Source organism: Methylophilus aquaticus, assembly GCF_030769565.1.
In the GTDB taxonomy this organism is placed as follows: Bacteria; Pseudomonadota; Gammaproteobacteria; order Burkholderiales; family Methylophilaceae; genus Methylophilus; species Methylophilus aquaticus.
On the sequence record NZ_JAVCAP010000012.1, the window covers coordinates 32,141 to 49,941 of the forward strand.

12 protein-coding genes are annotated in these 17,801 nt (G+C 51.5%); 4 read left to right on the forward strand and 8 right to left on the reverse strand.

What is annotated here, in order from left to right; all coding sequences use genetic code 11:
- Positions 1-5: 5 nt before the first annotated feature.
- The 4 genes from Q9291_RS05665 (at position 6) to Q9291_RS05680 (ending at position 9,201) form a co-directional block, all read left to right on the forward strand.
- Positions 6-3,104: an efflux RND transporter permease subunit gene (locus Q9291_RS05665; RefSeq protein ID WP_306389056.1), complete on the forward strand. Its 3,099-nt coding sequence runs from the start codon at positions 6-8 to the stop codon at positions 3,102-3,104.
- Complete coding sequence (locus tag Q9291_RS05670; RefSeq protein ID WP_306389057.1) at positions 3,104-6,205, forward strand: efflux RND transporter permease subunit; 3,102 nt, start codon at positions 3,104-3,106, stop codon at positions 6,203-6,205. The genes Q9291_RS05665 and Q9291_RS05670 overlap by 1 nt, the downstream gene beginning before the upstream one ends.
- A 43-nt stretch (positions 6,206-6,248) precedes the next feature.
- Positions 6,249-7,661, forward strand: a complete 1,413-nt coding sequence (locus tag Q9291_RS05675) for an efflux transporter outer membrane subunit (RefSeq protein WP_306389058.1) — start codon at positions 6,249-6,251, stop codon at positions 7,659-7,661.
- Positions 7,662-8,031: 370 nt separating this feature from the next.
- Positions 8,032-9,201: a GGDEF domain-containing protein gene (locus Q9291_RS05680; protein ID WP_306389059.1), complete on the forward strand. Its 1,170-nt coding sequence runs from the start codon at positions 8,032-8,034 to the stop codon at positions 9,199-9,201.
- Between the two features lie 16 nt (positions 9,202-9,217).
- Here Q9291_RS05680 and Q9291_RS05685 read toward each other — a convergent pair whose 3' ends face one another.
- The 8 genes from Q9291_RS05685 to Q9291_RS05720 form a co-directional block, all read right to left on the reverse strand.
- Positions 9,218-10,318, reverse strand: a complete 1,101-nt coding sequence (locus tag Q9291_RS05685) for a porin (protein ID WP_306389060.1) — start codon at positions 10,316-10,318, stop codon at positions 9,218-9,220.
- 67 nt (positions 10,319-10,385) lie between these two features.
- Positions 10,386-11,672 (reverse strand): GGDEF domain-containing response regulator, encoded by a 1,287-nt coding sequence (locus tag Q9291_RS05690; RefSeq protein WP_306389061.1) that lies wholly within the window; start codon positions 11,670-11,672, stop codon positions 10,386-10,388.
- Positions 11,669-12,751, reverse strand: a complete 1,083-nt coding sequence (locus Q9291_RS05695; protein ID WP_306389062.1) for a protein-glutamate methylesterase/protein-glutamine glutaminase — start codon at positions 12,749-12,751, stop codon at positions 11,669-11,671. Before Q9291_RS05695 ends, Q9291_RS05690 begins: the two co-directional genes overlap by 4 nt.
- A 16-nt stretch (positions 12,752-12,767) precedes the next feature.
- A complete protein-coding gene (locus Q9291_RS05700; protein WP_306389063.1) occupies positions 12,768-13,250 on the reverse strand; it encodes a chemotaxis protein CheD in 483 nt (160 codons plus the stop codon).
- 53 nt (positions 13,251-13,303) lie between these two features.
- Positions 13,304-14,113 carry a CheR family methyltransferase gene (locus Q9291_RS05705; RefSeq protein ID WP_306389064.1) on the reverse strand — a complete coding sequence of 270 codons (810 nt, stop codon included), beginning with the start codon at positions 14,111-14,113 and terminating at the stop codon, positions 13,304-13,306.
- 18 nt (positions 14,114-14,131) lie between these two features.
- A complete protein-coding gene (locus Q9291_RS05710) occupies positions 14,132-14,656 on the reverse strand; it encodes a chemotaxis protein CheW (protein ID WP_306389138.1) in 525 nt (174 codons plus the stop codon).
- A gap of 116 nt (positions 14,657-14,772) precedes the next feature.
- Positions 14,773-17,112: a methyl-accepting chemotaxis protein gene (locus Q9291_RS05715; protein WP_306389065.1), complete on the reverse strand. Its 2,340-nt coding sequence runs from the start codon at positions 17,110-17,112 to the stop codon at positions 14,773-14,775.
- Positions 17,113-17,225: 113 nt separating this feature from the next.
- Positions 17,226-17,762: a chemotaxis protein CheW gene (locus Q9291_RS05720; RefSeq protein WP_370530746.1), complete on the reverse strand. Its 537-nt coding sequence runs from the start codon at positions 17,760-17,762 to the stop codon at positions 17,226-17,228.
- Positions 17,763-17,801: the final 39 nt, after the last annotated feature.

The window sequence follows — 17,801 nt, forward strand, 5'->3', positions numbered from 1 at the left end:
TTGATATGAATCCTTCACGCATATTTATTCTGCGTCCGGTGGCAACATCGCTGCTGATGATTGCTATTTTTCTGGCAGGAGTGCTGGCGTATACGCTGTTGCCGAAGTCAGCTTTGCCGCAAGTGGATTATCCAATTATTCAGGTAGTCACGCTCTATCCAGGTGCCAGTGCCGAAGTGATGGCCATGAACGTGACCTCACCACTGGAGCGACAGTTTGGCTCCATGTCCGGACTGGCGCATATGTCTTCGGCCAGTTCAGGCGGCGTGTCAGTGATTACCTTGCAGTTCACCCTCAAGAACAGCCTGGATGTCGCAGTGCAATCGGTGCAGGCCGCCATCAATGCTGCCAGCAGCTTCCTGCCCGCTGATTTGCCCACGCCGCCGGTCTATAACAAGGTGAATCCGGGAGATGCCCCCATTCTGACCCTGGCCGTGACCTCGCCCAGCATGACGTTGCCCAAGCTACGTGACCTTGTGGATACACGGATGGCGCAAAAAATTGCCCAGGTCAGCGGCGTGGGACAAGTCAGCATCGATGGCGGGCAAAAACCAGCCATCCGTATTCAGATCAATCCGGCCGTGCTGGCGGCGTACGGACTCGGCTTTGATACGATACGCACCGTCATTGACAGTGCCAACTCCAACCAGGCCAAGGGCAATATTGATGGCCCCCTGCTCGCCTATGAGCTGGAGGCCAACAGCCAGCTGACCTCGGCTGAAGAGTATCGTAACCTGATCATTGCCAATGTGGCGGACCGGCCCCTGCGCCTGCGTGATGTGGCGGAAGTCAGTGAATCGCAGGAAGACAAATACCTGGCGGCCTGGGCCAACCGCAGCCCGGCTATTCTGGTCAACATCAAACGCCAGCCAGGTGCGAATGTCATTGAGGTGGTCGAACAGATTCGTGCGCGTTTGCCCGAGTTGACCGCTGGCCTGCCGCTGGATGTCACGGTCACTGAGCTGACCAACCGTACGCATACCATCCGCAGTGCGCTGCATGACGTGCAGTTTGAACTGATGCTGGCGATTGCACTGGTGGTGATGGTGATCTTCCTGTTTTTGCGCACGGCCGCGGGTACCATTATCCCCAGCCTGACCGTGCCGTTATCCCTGGTCGGCACCTTCACAGTGATGGTGGCTGCCGGGTTCAGCATCAACAACCTGACTTTGATGGCACTCACCATTGCTACCGGCTTTGTGGTGGACGATGCGATTGTGATGATCGAAAATATTGCGCGCCATATTGAAGAAGGTGAAACACCATTAAATGCAGCCCTGAAAGGTGCACGCCAAATTGGCTTCACCATTATTTCGCTGACGTTTTCACTGATTGCGGTGCTGATTCCACTGCTGTTTATGGGCGATGTGATTGGTCGATTGTTCCGCGAGTTTGCGGTGACACTGGCCGTGGCTATTTTGATTTCTGCGTTTGTATCGCTGACACTGACGCCGATGTTATGTGCCCGATTGCTGCGGGCCCCGGCACCCCACCCCGCCGGGGATAAAAAGCCTGACTTGATGGACAAGGTCGTGCAGGCATACAGTCGCGGCTTGACACTTGCATTCAAGCACCAGCCGTTGGTATTACTGATTGCCGCACTTTCTCTCGCATGCACCCTGGCACTTGCCTTCGTCATTCCAAAAAGCCTGTTTCCAACGCAAGATACCGGCTTGATTCAAGTGATTACCGAAGCGTCTGATGCAGCCGCATTCCAGCAAGTCAGCCTTGCTCAGCAGGCACTGCTCGATGCCATCCTCGAAGATGCAGATGTCGCCAGCGTATCCTCTGTCGCCGGCGTGGATGGTGTGAATACCACACACAACAGTGGTCGCTTGCTGATCAACCTCAATCCTTACCCGCAACGCACGGCAACCGCTTCCGAAGTGATTGCGCGGATGCAACCGGCACTTCAGCAACATGCCAGCATCGCCCTGTACATGCAGCCGGTACAGGACCTGACGCTGTCTGACCGCATCAGCAGCACCCAGTACCAGTATTTACTAACCGGCACCGACCTGGGCGCGCTGAATACCGCGCTACCCCGGTTTCTGGAAAAATTGCAGGCGCTGCCGCAACTGGTTGAGGTGAAAAGCAACCAGCATGACGAAGGCCTGCGGGCGTCCATCATGGTAGACCGCGACAGTGCTGGACGTTTCGGCATTACCATGGCCGATGTAGACAATGCGCTGTACAGCGCCTTTGGCCAGCGCATGATCTCGACCATTTTCACCCAGGCCAACCAGTACCGGGTGATTCTTGAAGCCAAACTGGCAGGCACTTCTGGCCTGGCGGCATTGCAACAGGTGTATGTCAGCAGCAGCAACGGCAAACAGGTGCCACTCGCCAGTATTGCCACCCTCACCGAACAACCCGCCTCACTGGTCGTACACCGTGAGGACCAGCTTCCTTCCATTGAAATCGGTTTTAATCTGGCGCCCGGCTATGCACTGGGCGATGCCGTCACAGCCATTGAGGCCGTCAAACAGGGGATGCAGTGGCCACCCACCATCATCAGCCGCTTTCAGGGTGCGGCCTCGGCCTTTGAATCTGCGCTCAATAATGAACTGTTTTTAATGCTGGCCGCCATGTTGACCATGTATATCGTACTGGGCATTTTGTATGAGAGCTATATTCACCCGCTGACCATTTTATCCACACTGCCGTCTGCAGGCGTGGGGGCCTTGCTCGCACTGATGGTGACCCAGCATCCGCTGAGTGTGATTGCCATTATCGGCATTATCCTGCTGATTGGCATTGTGCAGAAAAATGCCATCATGATGATCGATTTTGCGCTGGAGGCCGAGCGCACGCGTGGTCTCAGCGCACAGGAAGCGATTTACCAGGCCTGCCTGCTGCGCTTTCGGCCTATCCTGATGACCACACTGGCCGCCTTGCTGAGTGCGGTGCCACTGGTCACCGGTGACGGGCCGGGTTCTGAGCTGCGCGCCCCCCTGGGCATTGCCATGATAGGCGGCTTGCTGCTCAGCCAGTTGCTCACGCTGTTTACCACGCCCGTGATTTATCTGGCATTTGACCGGCTGGCCCACTGGCGCAGCCCTGTAACACCTGATACTGGCACTGCGCCAGGAGCCGTGCGTTAATGGCCTGGCACTCGGTATTTATCCGCAGACCGGTCGCCACGTCACTGCTGGCACTGGCGATTGCGCTGCCCGGCATTGGGGCCTATTTTGCATTGCCGATTGCCTCATTGCCGCAGGTGGAAATGCCCAGCATTGATGTCAATGCGCGCCTGCCGGGCGCCAGCGCCGAAACCATGGCATCCTCGGTAGCCTCCCCCCTGGAGCGTTCACTGGGCACCATTGCCGGCGTCAATGAAATGACCTCCAGCAGCAGCAAGGGGCAGACCCGCATCAGCCTGCAGTTTGACCTCAACCGCAATGCTGATGGCGCCGCGCGCGATGTACAGGCGGCGATCAATGCCGCGCGTCCGCTGCTGCCTGCCGGTATGCAGGGCAATCCTACCTGGCGCAAAACCGGCCCGACCATGATCATGCATATTGCGTTGACCTCCAGCCGTTACAGCCAGCAAGCGCTCTATGATGTTGCATTCACCCTGATAGGCCAGCGTATTGCGCAGGTTGACGGCGTCGGTCAGGTATACGTCAATGGCAGTTCACTGCGCGCAGTACGGGTAGAAGTGAATCCGCAGATGGCCAATCAGTACAACGTGACCATGGAGCAGATCCGCACGGTGATTGCCAACACCAATGCGCATTTGCCCAAGGGCTTTGTTGAAAATGAGGACAAGCGCTGGCAGATTGATGTCAATGACTCTGGCAACCGGGCCGCCGACTTCAAGGACCTGATTGTGGCCTGGCGCAATGGCGCACCTATCCGCCTGCATGATATTGCAGAAGTCAAAGACTCGGTACAAGAGTTGCGCAGTGCAGGCAGTGTGAAAGGCAAACCAGGGGTAGTCATTTCAGTCAACAATATCCCCGGCGCCAATATTGTGGCCACGGTGGATGGCGTCAATGCCCTGCTGCCCAGACTCAAACCCTTGCTACCCGACGGCATTGAAATGGAAGTGCTGATAGACCGCAGCACCATTGTCAGGAAGTCATTGCAGGATGTCGAGCATACGCTGCTGATTTCAATTGGTCTGGTAGTGCTGGTGACTTATATTTTTCTGCGCAGTGGCCGGGCTACACTGATCCCCAGCATCACGATCCCGATTTCTTTGCTGGGTACACTGGCGGTCATTTATCTGTGCGGCTTCAGCCTGAATAACCTGACGCTGATGGCCCTGATTATCTCCACCGGCTTTGTGGTGGATGACGCCATCGTCATTGTCGAAAACACCAGCCGCCACATTGAGGAAGGCCTGACCCCACTGCATGCAGCGATGCAGGCCATGCGTGAAGTCTCGTTTACCGTGATTGCCATGAGTGTGTCGCTAGTGGCGGTGTTTATCCCGCTGCTGTTCATGGATGGCGTGGTGGGCCGCATGTTCTCCGAATTTTCCATCACGCTGGCTTCTGCCGTAGTGATTTCGCTGTTCATCACGCTGACATTGACGCCCATGCTGAGCTCGCGCCTGCTCACCGCCTACCAACCGCCCACAGGCATCAACGCCTGGCTGGCCGGACTGTTTGCCTGGCCGCAGCAACATTACCAGCGTGCCCTGCATGTTGCGCTAAGGCACCGGCGTGTGGTCCTGCTGCTGTTTCTGGCCGCCGTGGGCTGCAACGTGTATCTGTACGCCATTGTTCCCAAAGGGTTTTTTCCTTTACAGGACACCGGCCGTCTGCAAGGCTACTTTGAGGGCGACCAGAATCTGTCGTTCTGGGCCATGCGCGCCAAGGTCGATCAGTTCATGCGCATTATTGCTCAAGACCCCGATATCGAAACTTACTATGAATACACTGGCGGCTTTGGTGGCGGCCAATCGAACACCGGCATGATGAATGCGCGGCTCAAGCCACGGGCAGAACGGCAGGCTTCCGCACAAGATGTGGTTGACCGCTTGCGCCCGAAACTGGAGCGTGTCCCAGGGGCTTCGCTACGGCTGCGCCCGCAACAGGAATTCAATATCGGTTTGCGCCCAGGCTCGGCGGAGTTTCAATATACGCTGCTCTCCACCAGCGTGGATGATTTGCGCACCTTTTCGCCCAAACTGCGCGATGCCATGGCAACCCTGCCGCAACTTACGGATGTTGCAAGCGACGCACAGGACAAGGGTCTGCAAGTCAACCTGACAGTAGACCGCGACGCCGCAGCCAGATATGGCGTTACCCAGCAACAGATTGATTCAGTGCTGAATGACGCGTTTGGCCAGCGCCTGATCTCCACGATTTACGAACCGCTGAACCAGTATTATGTGGTGCTGAGTGTGGCGCCACGATTTGCGCAAGGACCGGAATCACTGAACCAGATCTATGTCACCAGCAACAATGCCCAGCGTATCCCGCTTTCCAGCATTGCACGCTGGGACCTGCAAAACACCCCGCTGGCGGTGAACCATGAGGGGCAGTTTGCAGCGGCCACTATTTCTTTTAATCTGGCCAATGGTGTTGCGCTGGATGCCGCCAGCCAGGCGATTGAAAATGCCTTTAACAGCATCAACCTGCCCGCATCCATTCATGGCGCGTTTTCTGGCAAGGCCAAGGCCTTTCAGGCATCCATGGATAGCCAGCCCTGGCTGATTCTGACGGCCTTGATCACGATTTACATTGTGCTGGGCATGCTGTACGAGAGCCTGGTGCATCCACTCACCATCCTGTCCACGCTCCCTTCCGCGGGCATTGGCGCCCTGCTGGCCCTGCTCTGGTTTGACAGCGAACTGACCATTATCGCCATGATCGGCATCATCCTGCTAATTGGTATTGTGATGAAAAATGCGATTATGATGATTGATGCCGCCCGTTACATGGAGCGTGAACATGGCACAGCACCGGAACTGGCCATTGTCGAAGCCTGCATCCAGCGCTTTCGCCCGATATTGATGACCACTTTTGCGGCAGTGCTGGGTGCACTGCCTCTGCTGCTAGGGGTGGGTGACGGCGCCGAGATCCGCCAGCCACTGGGCATTTCCATCGTCGGGGGCTTGCTGGTCGGGCAGGTGCTGACCCTGTTTACCACGCCCGTGGTTTATATTTACCTGGACAAACTCAGCCATGCCACGCGCAAAGTGTTGCAGCGGTTGCCGTTGCCCCTGCAGGCCAACTTGCCACCCCCGTAACAGCGCTTTAAATTAATATGGCTTTTATGAAAACTTATTCATCATGCACATGATAAAACCGGTTTCGCTGATCATTTTCAGTATGTTCCTGAGCAGTTGCAGCGTCTGGGAGGCCTATACGCGACCGACCCTCGCCCTGCCAGACCAATACAAAGAATCCGCACAATACCAAGGCTGGAAAACCGCCACGCCTGGCAACCCGGAAATTTCAGAGGTGTGGTGGCAACGCTATCAGGATGCACAATTAACCAGCCTGCTCGCAGAGGCCAATCAGGCCAATTACAGCATTCTGGTCGCCGAAGCCAATTATCGGCAAGGCCTGGCACTGGCCAGAGCCAGTCGCGCACCGCAACTGCCAGCCGTGAATGGACAATCGGCCGTCACGCGCGCGCAATCCGGACGAGATGACAGCACCAGTGCATACAGCTTGGGTGTGATTGCCAGTTGGGAAATCGATTTATGGGGCAGAATCCGCAACAGCGTGTTGTCCGGAGAAGCCAATGCGCAAGCCACGGCTGCAGACCTCGCTGCCGTCAAACTCTCCATTCAGTCCACACTGGCGCAAACCTATTTTCAGCTGCGCATCCTCGACTCGCAAAAACAGTTACTGGACCGTACCGCACAAAGCTTTGAGCGTTCACTGCAACTCACCACCAATCGTTACAACGTAGGTCTGGCCTCGCGCACCGAAATCGCCCAGGCCGAAACGCAACTGCGCAACACCCGCGCCCAAGCCATCGACATCACTGCCTCGCGCGCGCAACTCGAACACGCCATTGCCGTGCTCATCGGCAAACCGCCGAGCGAACTGACCCTCGCCAGCAGTCCCTATCAACAAGTCGCCAGCATCACCCTGCCACCGGTTGAAGCCAGCCTGCCCGCCAGCCTGCTCGAACGCCGACCAGACATCTCGGCTGCCGAGCGCCGCGTCGCGGTGGCCAATGCGCAAATTGGCATCGCCAGAGCAGCCTTGTTCCCCACGCTGACACTGGGGGCCAGTCTGGGCTATAACAGCAGCGCAATAGGTGATTTACTCTCACTCCCCAGCCGGTTATGGTCGCTGGGCCCGGCACTGGCAGGCCCCATTTTCGATAATCAGCTGCGTAAATCCAATACAGAAGCCGCCATTGCCCGCTACGATGCTGCGGTGTCCACCTACCGGCAGACTGTCATCAACGGCATTCGTGAGGTGGAAGACAATCTGGCCCTGTTGCGCATACTGGAAGCAGAGTCAATAGAGCAGGCAGCCGCCGTGAAATTTGCGCGTGAAGCTGTTGAGCAAACCGAAAACCGCTACCGCGCTGGCATCAGTGAATACCAGAACGTGGTCATTGTGCAGTCCGCCTTGCTGGCCGCTGAGCGTAACCTGCTGACGATTACTGGCAGGCGCTTAAATGCCAGTGTGGCATTGATGGCAGCGCTGGGTGGAGAGTATGCAGAGAACACGGGGAAATAGCGACTCATTGGTGGGCGTTTACATCCAATGATGCGTAAATTACATAACAATTGAATGCACTTTTATGCGCCAACAGTCTGGGCTGGAGGCAAGAACAATCGGGCGGCAGTGGCAGCTAGCAAAATTTAAACGTATCAACCATGCCGTTAAAGCCCTGTGTGCCAGTGCCTGATTTTCTATAGCCATAGACACGCAACCGCCATATTGTTGCTGAAAAACAGACTGGATAACCGTGCTGCGATTATTGCGGCGACTAAGCTTCGTACACTGTAAGAGGCTTTTTGATCAAAGCACTTGAAGAACAGAGTGAAAAATCAGCTTATTTCCACAAGATTAAACACGTGACCATGGATTTATGATGTCGATATCCATGATTAACCTCCTGCGTATGTTCCCTTTTAAGCCAGCCAGAGACGAACTACTACGGGCACGTTACAACAGCTTGTTAAACGATGTGCCTGTGGCAATACTCACTGCATTGAGCGCAATTATCATTCAGATGATTGCGTTTAAAGATGCCGTTGACTGGAAATTGTCGATCCTCCTTCCTGGCATCCGAATGGTGGTAGCGGCCTGCATTTTTGTGTTCTGGTTTTCTTACAGAAGCCGTCATGCCGATTTAAACACCATCCGCAGACGGCTACAGATTGCAGGGATCATCATGATGATTTCAGGCTTGCTGACATTCAACCGCAACCTTTACTTACTGGACCTGACCGACAGTTTTGGTCATTATTTTTTGATTTTCCATACCACCATGTATGGATTATGCTTCGCACTGATTCTGAGCAAAATGGGCCCGGCGGCCTACCTCTATAACCTGATCCTGATTTCATCCGCGCTCCTTTGTGTGTCCCTGGGCAATATTGAATATCAGTACACACTCGCGGCATTGATTCTGATGTTTGAAATAGGCATGTTGCTGGCCATGCGTGCCAGTAATCAGGTCTTTGACCGTATGGTCAGTGCAACCCATGAATCCAATATATTGCTGGAAGAAAACCGGCGGCTGGCCAACCAGGATACCTTGACGCACCTGCCAAACCGCAGGCATTTCTTTATGAGTGTGGATCAGCTTCTGGTGCGTGCAAAAAGCAGGGGAGAATGCTTTGCTCTCGGCATTGTGGATCTGGATAACTTTAAACCGATCAATGATGTATATGGACACCATGCAGGCGATCTCGTATTGCAGGAAATCGGTCACCGTCTGCTCACCATGGTAAAAGACAACATTGAGTTTTACCGTTTGGGCGGGGATGAATTTGCGTTCCTGCTGAGGGCAAACGACGCACAGGCCAGCCTCAGGCAATTCGGGGAAGAAATTAATCAGCGCATTTCAAAGCCGATGCCGATCAAAAATGAAATTGTGACCATTGAGGCATCTATCGGTGCCTGCGTATACGCAGGTGAAGATGATACGGCCCAGAAACTCTACGAGCATGCCGATCTGGCACTGTATCATGCGAAGCGTAACAACAAAGGCAGCCTGCAAATCTATGCCTCAGCGCCAGAAGCTATATTAACAAAAGCTGTAGCCTGAAATCAGCGCGTATTGATCAAAAGCTGATCGCTACAGCACTGCCAATCATCAGATTGGTTTTCTTTAAGCGTTCGCCATCCTCATCGAAAATCGCATCTTTACTGACAAATTTTCGCACCTCAGTCCGCAATGTTACTCTGGAGTGAAGCTTGTAATCCATATTGACTGAGTACCCAGTTGTTCTGAATCCATGCGGCGTATCGGTTTCTATAATCACGCCCTCTTTATCTTGATAATACTCGGCTCTTGCTGAAAAACTCAATGCGTCGGTGTAGCAATATCTGGCAATCACAATCGGCGTAAACCAGATATTGTAATCGCTGCTGTTACGAAACTTCTGCTCGGCGCCAACATCGAATGCAGCAATCACGCTCCATGCATCATCCAGCTTGAATTGCCCATAAAAATTATGAAAATAACGCATTCTGCGGTCTTGGTCTGACTTATCGTTACCCACAAACGAACTGCTGTTCAAGGTCACGCGGTCATTGGGTTTGTAGGTCAGCTGATGTCCGAATGAAGGCGTCGTGTTGCCTTCGGCACGGGTAATGCGCTGCCACCCATTGAGCACCAGGCCGCTCATATACCACTTCCCATCATCAGTGGTATAGGAAAGTCTTGCACCCGTCTCATAATAAGGCGAGTTTTCAGCCAACAGGCTGCGGGTCATGGTCCAGTTTTCCACACCCACGGCGCTTTCAAAGCCGATGTGCGAGGGCATGACACCCACATCCAGCCAGACATCGGCATTTTCTGACAACCGCAACCCTGTATTGGCCTCGTAAATTTTCTGCAATCCCCGCGGTTCAGCAGCATAATTTGCGCGCATATAGGTGCCAGAGCCCAACGCCAGATTGGCCCGAAAAGACGGCTGATGAATACTGGCTTTCACCATCGCCAAATTGATACTCGGCGTATTGGCACGATTGTGGCTATAAGTAAAAAATGGCCGCTGGTGATTATCCGGATGATTAAAATCATGGACATAATAAGCTTCCATATACCCACTCAAACTCAGCGGGCTATCGGAGAGCGGTTCGGAGGCCATGCATGCCGCTGAAAATCCGCACTGTGCAATCGCGCCCAACACTGCAGTGACTGTTTGCATTCGCTTCATAGAACCCATCTCCAAAATGCATACACGGCCATTCGCATACAAGCGTTCATCAATGCGCTTGCGCGCTTTACGCAGCCACACATGAGGCCGCAAATACTTGGTTTCTGCCCAGGTGTTTGGCCTGATAAAGCGCTGCGTCTGCTTCAATACATAAGCGCTCAAACGAATCTGGCTGCACCGCAGTTTCAGAAGCCACGCCAATGCTGACTGTCACATGTATCCCTGATAACTGACTCGCATCAATATGTTTGCAAAACCGGGTTGCCTGATCTATCGACGCGTCATAACTTACATTCGGCAGCAGCACTAAAAACTCTTCACCGCCCATCCGAAAAATCAATGGGTGGTCGGCAAAAAAGTGCTTGAGCTCATGGGCGAGTTGCTCAAGCAATTGATCGCCAAAAATATGTCCATAGGTATCATTCACTTTTTTAAAGTAATCAATATCCACCAGCATCAATGAAAGCGGGGTGTTTGTCTTGATGGCAGCGGCAATCACATCCTCTTTGGCAGACTCCAGATAATGTCTGTTATAAAGTTTGGTCAGTGAATCTTTTGTTGCCAGCGTCTGCATGGCCTCATATTGCTGTTCAATTTTCTTCAGTGCCGCATGATTGGCAATCAAATGTGCGACGCGCACTTCAAACTCTTCAAGCAAGCCATCTTTAGAGAAAAAATCATTGGCATCATTGAGCAATAGTTGAAACCGTCTGGCCGGGGTACTCATGTGAGAGATCACCAGCACGGGTGTTTTTCTGTTTTGTTTGCCAGAGTCGCGCACAGCACTGACCACTGAAAAACCGTCACCGACCCCCTGCAAATAAAAGTCAGACACCACCAGATCATAGCTGCGCGTTTGTATATAGGTTTGTGCAGTCTCGGCATCTGCGCAATGGTCGAACGTCAGACCCATTTTTTTGAGCGCGCCACCATAGACAAGTACAGAGGCATGACTGTCCTCCACCAGTAACACATGCCCTTGAAGCTTCAAGGCACTGGATTTGGTAAAACTCGCAACAAAAGCCTCTAAAGCAGAAATCTGATATTTGGAGAAGCAAGCAGTGACACCCTGCTCAATCGCAGCTTGCTTAACCGCATCGTCAGTGTTTGAAGTGACCAGCAAATGCACCTGCGCAGGGGATGGGTGGGTGGTTGAAATTTTCTGGTAGAAACGGATGCCATCCGAATCCGGAAGCTCATAGGCAAAAATAATCAAATCAAAATAATTTTCATGGATCATCTCCAGCGCTTGCTTCGCACTTTCTGCATGCTGCACTTCGATAGGAAATTTTTCCAGCATCAGCGCATACATACTGGTAGCCGCTTTAGATGGGTCGACGGTAAGTACTCTCATGTTCTATTACCACTTCCATAATTCACAATTTCCTGGGGTATTTTTGACAAGGGCAGTTCACGTTGTACTGCACCCAGTTTATTCGCTTCTTTGGGCATGCCGTATACCACACAGCTATGCTCGTCCTGGCCCAGCGTTGCCGCGCCAACATCCCGCATTTCCTTTAATCCTTGGGCACCATCATCGCCCATGCCTGTCATAATAATACCAAGCGCATTTTTACCTGCCTGTTGCGCAACCGAGCGGAACAATACGTTCACAGAAGGTCGGTGACGACTGACCAACGGACCGTCAATCACATCCACATGATATTGCGCGCCACTGCGTTTAAGCAGCATATGCTTACCGCCAGGTGCGATCAGCGCACGGCCCGCAATCACCCTGTCACCTTGTACCGCCTCTTTCACTTCAATTTCGCAAAGATCATTCAGCCGTTTGGCAAAGGCAGCAGTGAAATTTTCAGGCATATGTTGCACAATCACGATACCGGGACTGACTCTGGGCAAGGCAGCCAGCACAGCCTCTAATGCTTGTGTGCCGCCAGTAGAGGTGCCAATCGCCACGATGCGCTCAGTGGTCTGCGCCATGGCTCTAACCGAAGGCGGCGATAATACGGCATCGGCGGTCAGTTTAGGCGCTACTTTGGTCAGAGGATCCGCATGTACAATCCGCTTGAGATTGGCTCTGGCGGCGACTTTCACCACGTTAATAATATCGTTAGCCTCATCTTCCAAAAAATCCTTAAGGCCCGCTTTAGGCTTGGTGACAATACTCACGGCCCCGGCCGATAATGCCTGAATAGTGGTTTCCGCGCCTTTTTCAGTCAGCGTGGAACAGATAATGACGGGGGTTGGTCTTTGCGACATGATTTTCTTCAGGAAGGTAATGCCATCCATTCTCGGCATTTCCACATCAAGCACTACCACATCTGGCCACGCTTTCATCATTTTATCCATGGCAAAAATGGGGTCAGAAGCGGAGCCTATCACCTCAATTTCCAGCGACCTTTCCATTTTCTCGGTCAATACTTTTCTCACCACTGCCGAGTCATCCACGATCATGACTTTAATTTTCTTCATATGTGTCCTCAACAGATCAATGTTTGCGTAACCAGACCCAACCACTCCAGACATCAAAAATAATATATCTGGGCAGCTCACCGCCATGGTGATGAGAATGCACGGTAAACCCCAAACGATCTAACTGATCCATAACGGCCTCCAGATTACGGTCTCCGATTGGATTGCTAATGTCTCGTAATGTCTTAAACATATTGCTACCGCCAAACACTTTTACGTGACAAGACTCAGGTGCAATCCCGCAACTGTTCAGCTCACTCATGATCATGGTCATGGCCTCATCAGCGTATTTACCATTGAGCACACCACCCGTTTTTTTGGCGCTACGCGCGCGACTGGGCAACATAATATGGCACATACCGCCAACTTTTTGCGCAGGATGCCACACGGTGACCGCCACACACGATCCCAATATGGTGCGAATTCTTGTATCGGCATCGCCCCAATAAAACTCACCAGGTTGTAAAAATATTTCAAACGCATTTTTTGGAAGCTTCATCTACCTCACCCACTTCCTGAGTCATTATTATTAGAGCGGCTGGTCAACCATCATTATTTTTTCTTGTAAATCGAAGGCGCCTCAGCGGAATACTTATCGGATACGCCGTTCAAACTTTCAGAGTGACTGATGATGAAATAACCATCCTCACGTAACAACGGGTATATTTGGTCGGTGATTTGTTTCTTTGTCTGCACATCGAAATAAATCATGACGTTGCGCAGAAAAATGACATCAAACTGCCCAAGGTCTGGATAGGGTTTTGTCAGATTCACCTGCATAAACCTGACGCGCTGCCTTAGCTCACGTGCAATCAGCAACTCGCCGTCATGATCACCCGTGCCTCTGAGGCAATACTTGGTCAGGTAAGGCCTGGGGATTTCTGAAGCACGCTGCATGTTGTAGCAGCCGCTTTGTGCCTGCTTAAGTACCTTGGTGCTTAAATCGGAAGCGATGACTTCCCAGGGATCATTGCCCATACATTCCGCTAACAACATGGCAATCGTATATGGTTCCTCACCAGATGAACTGGCGGCACTCCATACGCGAAATGGCCGGCCTTTGGCTCTTTTCTGAAGAATCACATTTTTCAGAAAGTCAAAATGCTTGGGCTCTCTAAAGAAATGGGTTTCATTGGTCGTCAGCAAATCAATCGCTATTTGCTTTTCACCAGTATTGGCCGGGTCGCTGATCAGCTTGAAATACTCATTAAAGCTCCTAAGCCGATGAAAATGCACCCGTTTGGCCAAGCGTCCGCTAACTAATGGTTTTTTAACATCTGAGAGGGTGATCCCTGCCTGCGCATAGATAAAATCTCTGAACAAGCCAAATTCTTTGCTAGTGATTGATGCGACACTGTCCACTTAAACTCTCCCGATAGATCATGCATCAATGACTGTTTGCGAAGACCCTGCAAGCTCGGCAATTTCACCGACAGAAAGCACTTTATTCACATTCAAAATAATCACAAACTTGCCTGCAATCTTGCCCATACCTTCAATAAAATCTGCATGGATGTTGGCGCCAAAGTTGGGAGAAGGTTCTATCTCACCCGCCTCAATATCCAGCACTTCATTCACCGCATCCACCATCACACCCACGACCTGGGTGCTATCTTCATGCGCCACTTCAATAATCACAATGCAGGTCTTGCGCGTAATCTCCGCAGTGGGCTTGTCAAAACGTGCAGCCATGTCAATCACCGGCACCACTGCCCCACGCAGGTTAATCACGCCGCGGATAAACCCAGGCATCTTCGGCACTTCAGTTACATTGCCGTACTCAATAATTTCTTTGATATTCAGAATATTGATCGCAAATACTTCATGGCCAAGGTTAAAGGTCAAGTACTGCTGAGTGAGAATGCTCGAACCAGCAGTTTTTCCCTTCAAGATAGATGCCATCATCAGTTCATTTTCCATTTACTCTATCCTTCGGTTGATGATTGATAGCTGTTATTAGTCGAGTAGCTTATCCACCGGGACACACGCGAAATGCTGATCAGCGCCATCATCAATCACCACTAAAATTTAACGAATTGCGCCTCATCAATATCCACCCCAAAAACTGGAGCCAGTTTTTGTTTGCTGGCTTTAACCATGGGAGGCCTGCTGGGTTTTGATTGTTTTCTAATCGCAGTGACACTCGAAGCCTCTTGTGTGCCCACATTAAAGAATCCAATCAGTTGCTGCAGCTGTTCTGCCTGGCTGCTCATTTCTTCCGCAGTTGCGGCTAACTCTTCACTGGAGCTGGCATTTTGTTGTGTGGCCTGACTGAGTTGATTCATGGCAGCGGTGATTTGTGTGGCGCCGCTGCTTTGCTCTTCACTGGCCGCATAGATTTCTTGTACCAGATCACTGGTCTTGTTAATGCTGGGCACAATTTCATCCAGCAAGCTGCCTGCACGTTCGGCCAGCCCTACCGAGTTCTTGGCCACTTCACCAATCTCCTGGGCAGCCACCTGACTGCGTTCAGCCAGCTTGCGCACTTCAGCCGCCACTACTGCAAAGCCTTTGCCATGTTCGCCAGCACGGGCCGCTTCAATCGCCGCGTTCAGCGCCAGCAGGTTGGTCTGGTAGGCAATGTCATCAATAATGCTGATCTTGTCCGCAATGCTCTTCATGGCTGCCACGGTTTCTTTAACAGCGCCACCGCCTTCATTGGCATCTTTAGCTGCTTTACTGGCAATCCCATCGGTGACTTTAGAGTTCTCGGTATTTTGATTAATCGAAGCACTCATTTGCTCAACGGATGCAGAAGTTTCCTCAACAGAAGCCGCCTGCTCGTTAGTTGCCTGGCTGATGCTTTGCGCAGTGGCATTGACTTGCTCGGAGGCACTGGCAATGTTGTCTGCAGACTGACTCACCTCGTTAATGACCATGAGCAGTTTAGCAATCGTGTTATTTACAGACTGTTTTAGTTCTTCCAGTTGGCCCTCGTACTGGTTGACGACAGGAGCAGTCAAATCCCCCGCTTCCACAAGTTTAAGCACCGCCATCACATCATTAATTGGCATTACAATCTTATCGAGCATATCGTTGATGCCCTTCACGATTTTCAAATACTCACCTTGGTACTTGCTTGAATCAGCACGCACATCAAGTGCCCCATTATTGGCAGCCTCAATCAGCATGACCGTATCTTTGGCAACTGATTTTAAATTTGCCCGCACTTGCTCAATCGTGTCATTGATAAATGCTTTTTTGCCAGGCAACTGTTCCATGGGTGCATCAAAATCACCGTCGCCAAATGCTTTAATCACCGCCATGGCTTTTTTCTTCACCGCAATATGCCCGGACACCATGGTATTCACGCCGGATGCCATGGTCTTAAACTCGCCTTGAAACTTGTCTACACTCATCATCACGTCGATATCACCTGCATCATGCTCTTTTGACATGTGGTTCATATCAACAATAAAGCCTTTGAGATTGCCGCGCATTTGCTCAATGGTGTCGTTAATAAATGCTTTTTTACCAGGCAACTGCTCCATTGGTGCATCAAAGTCGCCTTCACCAAACGCTTTAATCACCGCCATGGCTTTTTTCTTCACGGCAATATGCCCGGACACCATGTTATTCACACCCGTGGCCATGGTCTTAAACTCACCTTGAAACTTGTCCACATTCATCATCACGTCGATATCACCTGCATCATGCTCTTTTGACATGTGGTTCATATCAACAATAAAGCCTTTGAGATTGCCGCGCATTTGCTCAATGGTGTCGTTAATAAATGCTTTCTTACCAGGCAACTGCTCCATTGGTGCATCAAAGTCGCCTTCACCAAACGCTTTAATCACCGCCATGGCTTTTTTCTTCACGGCAATATGCCCGGACACCATGCTATTCACACCCGTGGCCATGGTCTTAAACTCACCTTGAAACTTGTCTACACTCATCATCACGTCGATATCACCTGCATCATGCTCTTTTGACATGTGGTTCATATCAACAATAAAGCCTTTGAGATTGCCGCGCATTTGCTCAATGGTGTCGTTAATAAATGCTTTTTTACCAGGCAACTGCTCCATTGGTGCATCAAAGTCGCCTTCACCAAACGCTTTAATCACCGCCATGGCTTTTTTCTTCACGGCAATATGCCCGGACACCATGCTATTCACACCCGTGGCCATGGTCTTAAACTCACCTTGAAACTTGTCTACACTCATCATCACGTCGATATCACCTGCATCATGCTCTTTTGACATGTGGTTCATATTGTCCACGAAGTCTTTCAATGTCTCCGCCTGCTTACGCAATTGATCCTGCAACAATGCAACCTCGGTAAATACCTGACTAAGCGGGTCATCATGCTCTACCTGCACAGCCGAATCCCAATCCCCCTGCCGTATTTTAGTCATTAAGCTAACCAGGACATCAATTTTATTTGGATCAACGCGTGTTCCAAAAATAAAGTCTAATTTTCTTGCTGCGGCGAAACTCATCACAAATCTCCTTGTTTATACACTCGCTATCACAACTGGGAAGTGCTACGAGCCGAGCCTGCAAGCTCGGCAATTTCACCGACAGAAAGCACTTTATTCACATTCAAAATAATCACAAACTTGCCTGCAATCTTGCCCATACCTTCAATAAAATCTGCGCGGATGTTGGCGCCAAAGTTGGGAGAAGGTTCTATCTCACCCGCCTCAATATCCAGCACTTCATTCACCGCATCCACCATCACACCCACGACCTGGGTGCTATCTTCATGCGCCACTTCAATAATCACAATGCAGGTCTTGCGCGTAATCTCCGCAGTGGGCTTGTCAAAACGTGCAGCCATGTCAATCACCGGCACCACGGCACCTCGCAGGTTAATCACGCCGCGGATAAACCCAGGCATCTTCGGCACTTCAGTTACATTGCCGTACTCAATAATTTCTTTGATATTCAGAATATTGATCGCAAACACTTCGCGGCCAAGGACAAATGTCAGATATTGCTGAATCGTGTTCACCGCGATTGCACTTTGACGGCTTGATGCATTGGCTACCATCAGGTCATTCATTTTTTTATCCCTTCGTTCATGATGGAAAGTGGTGTCCGG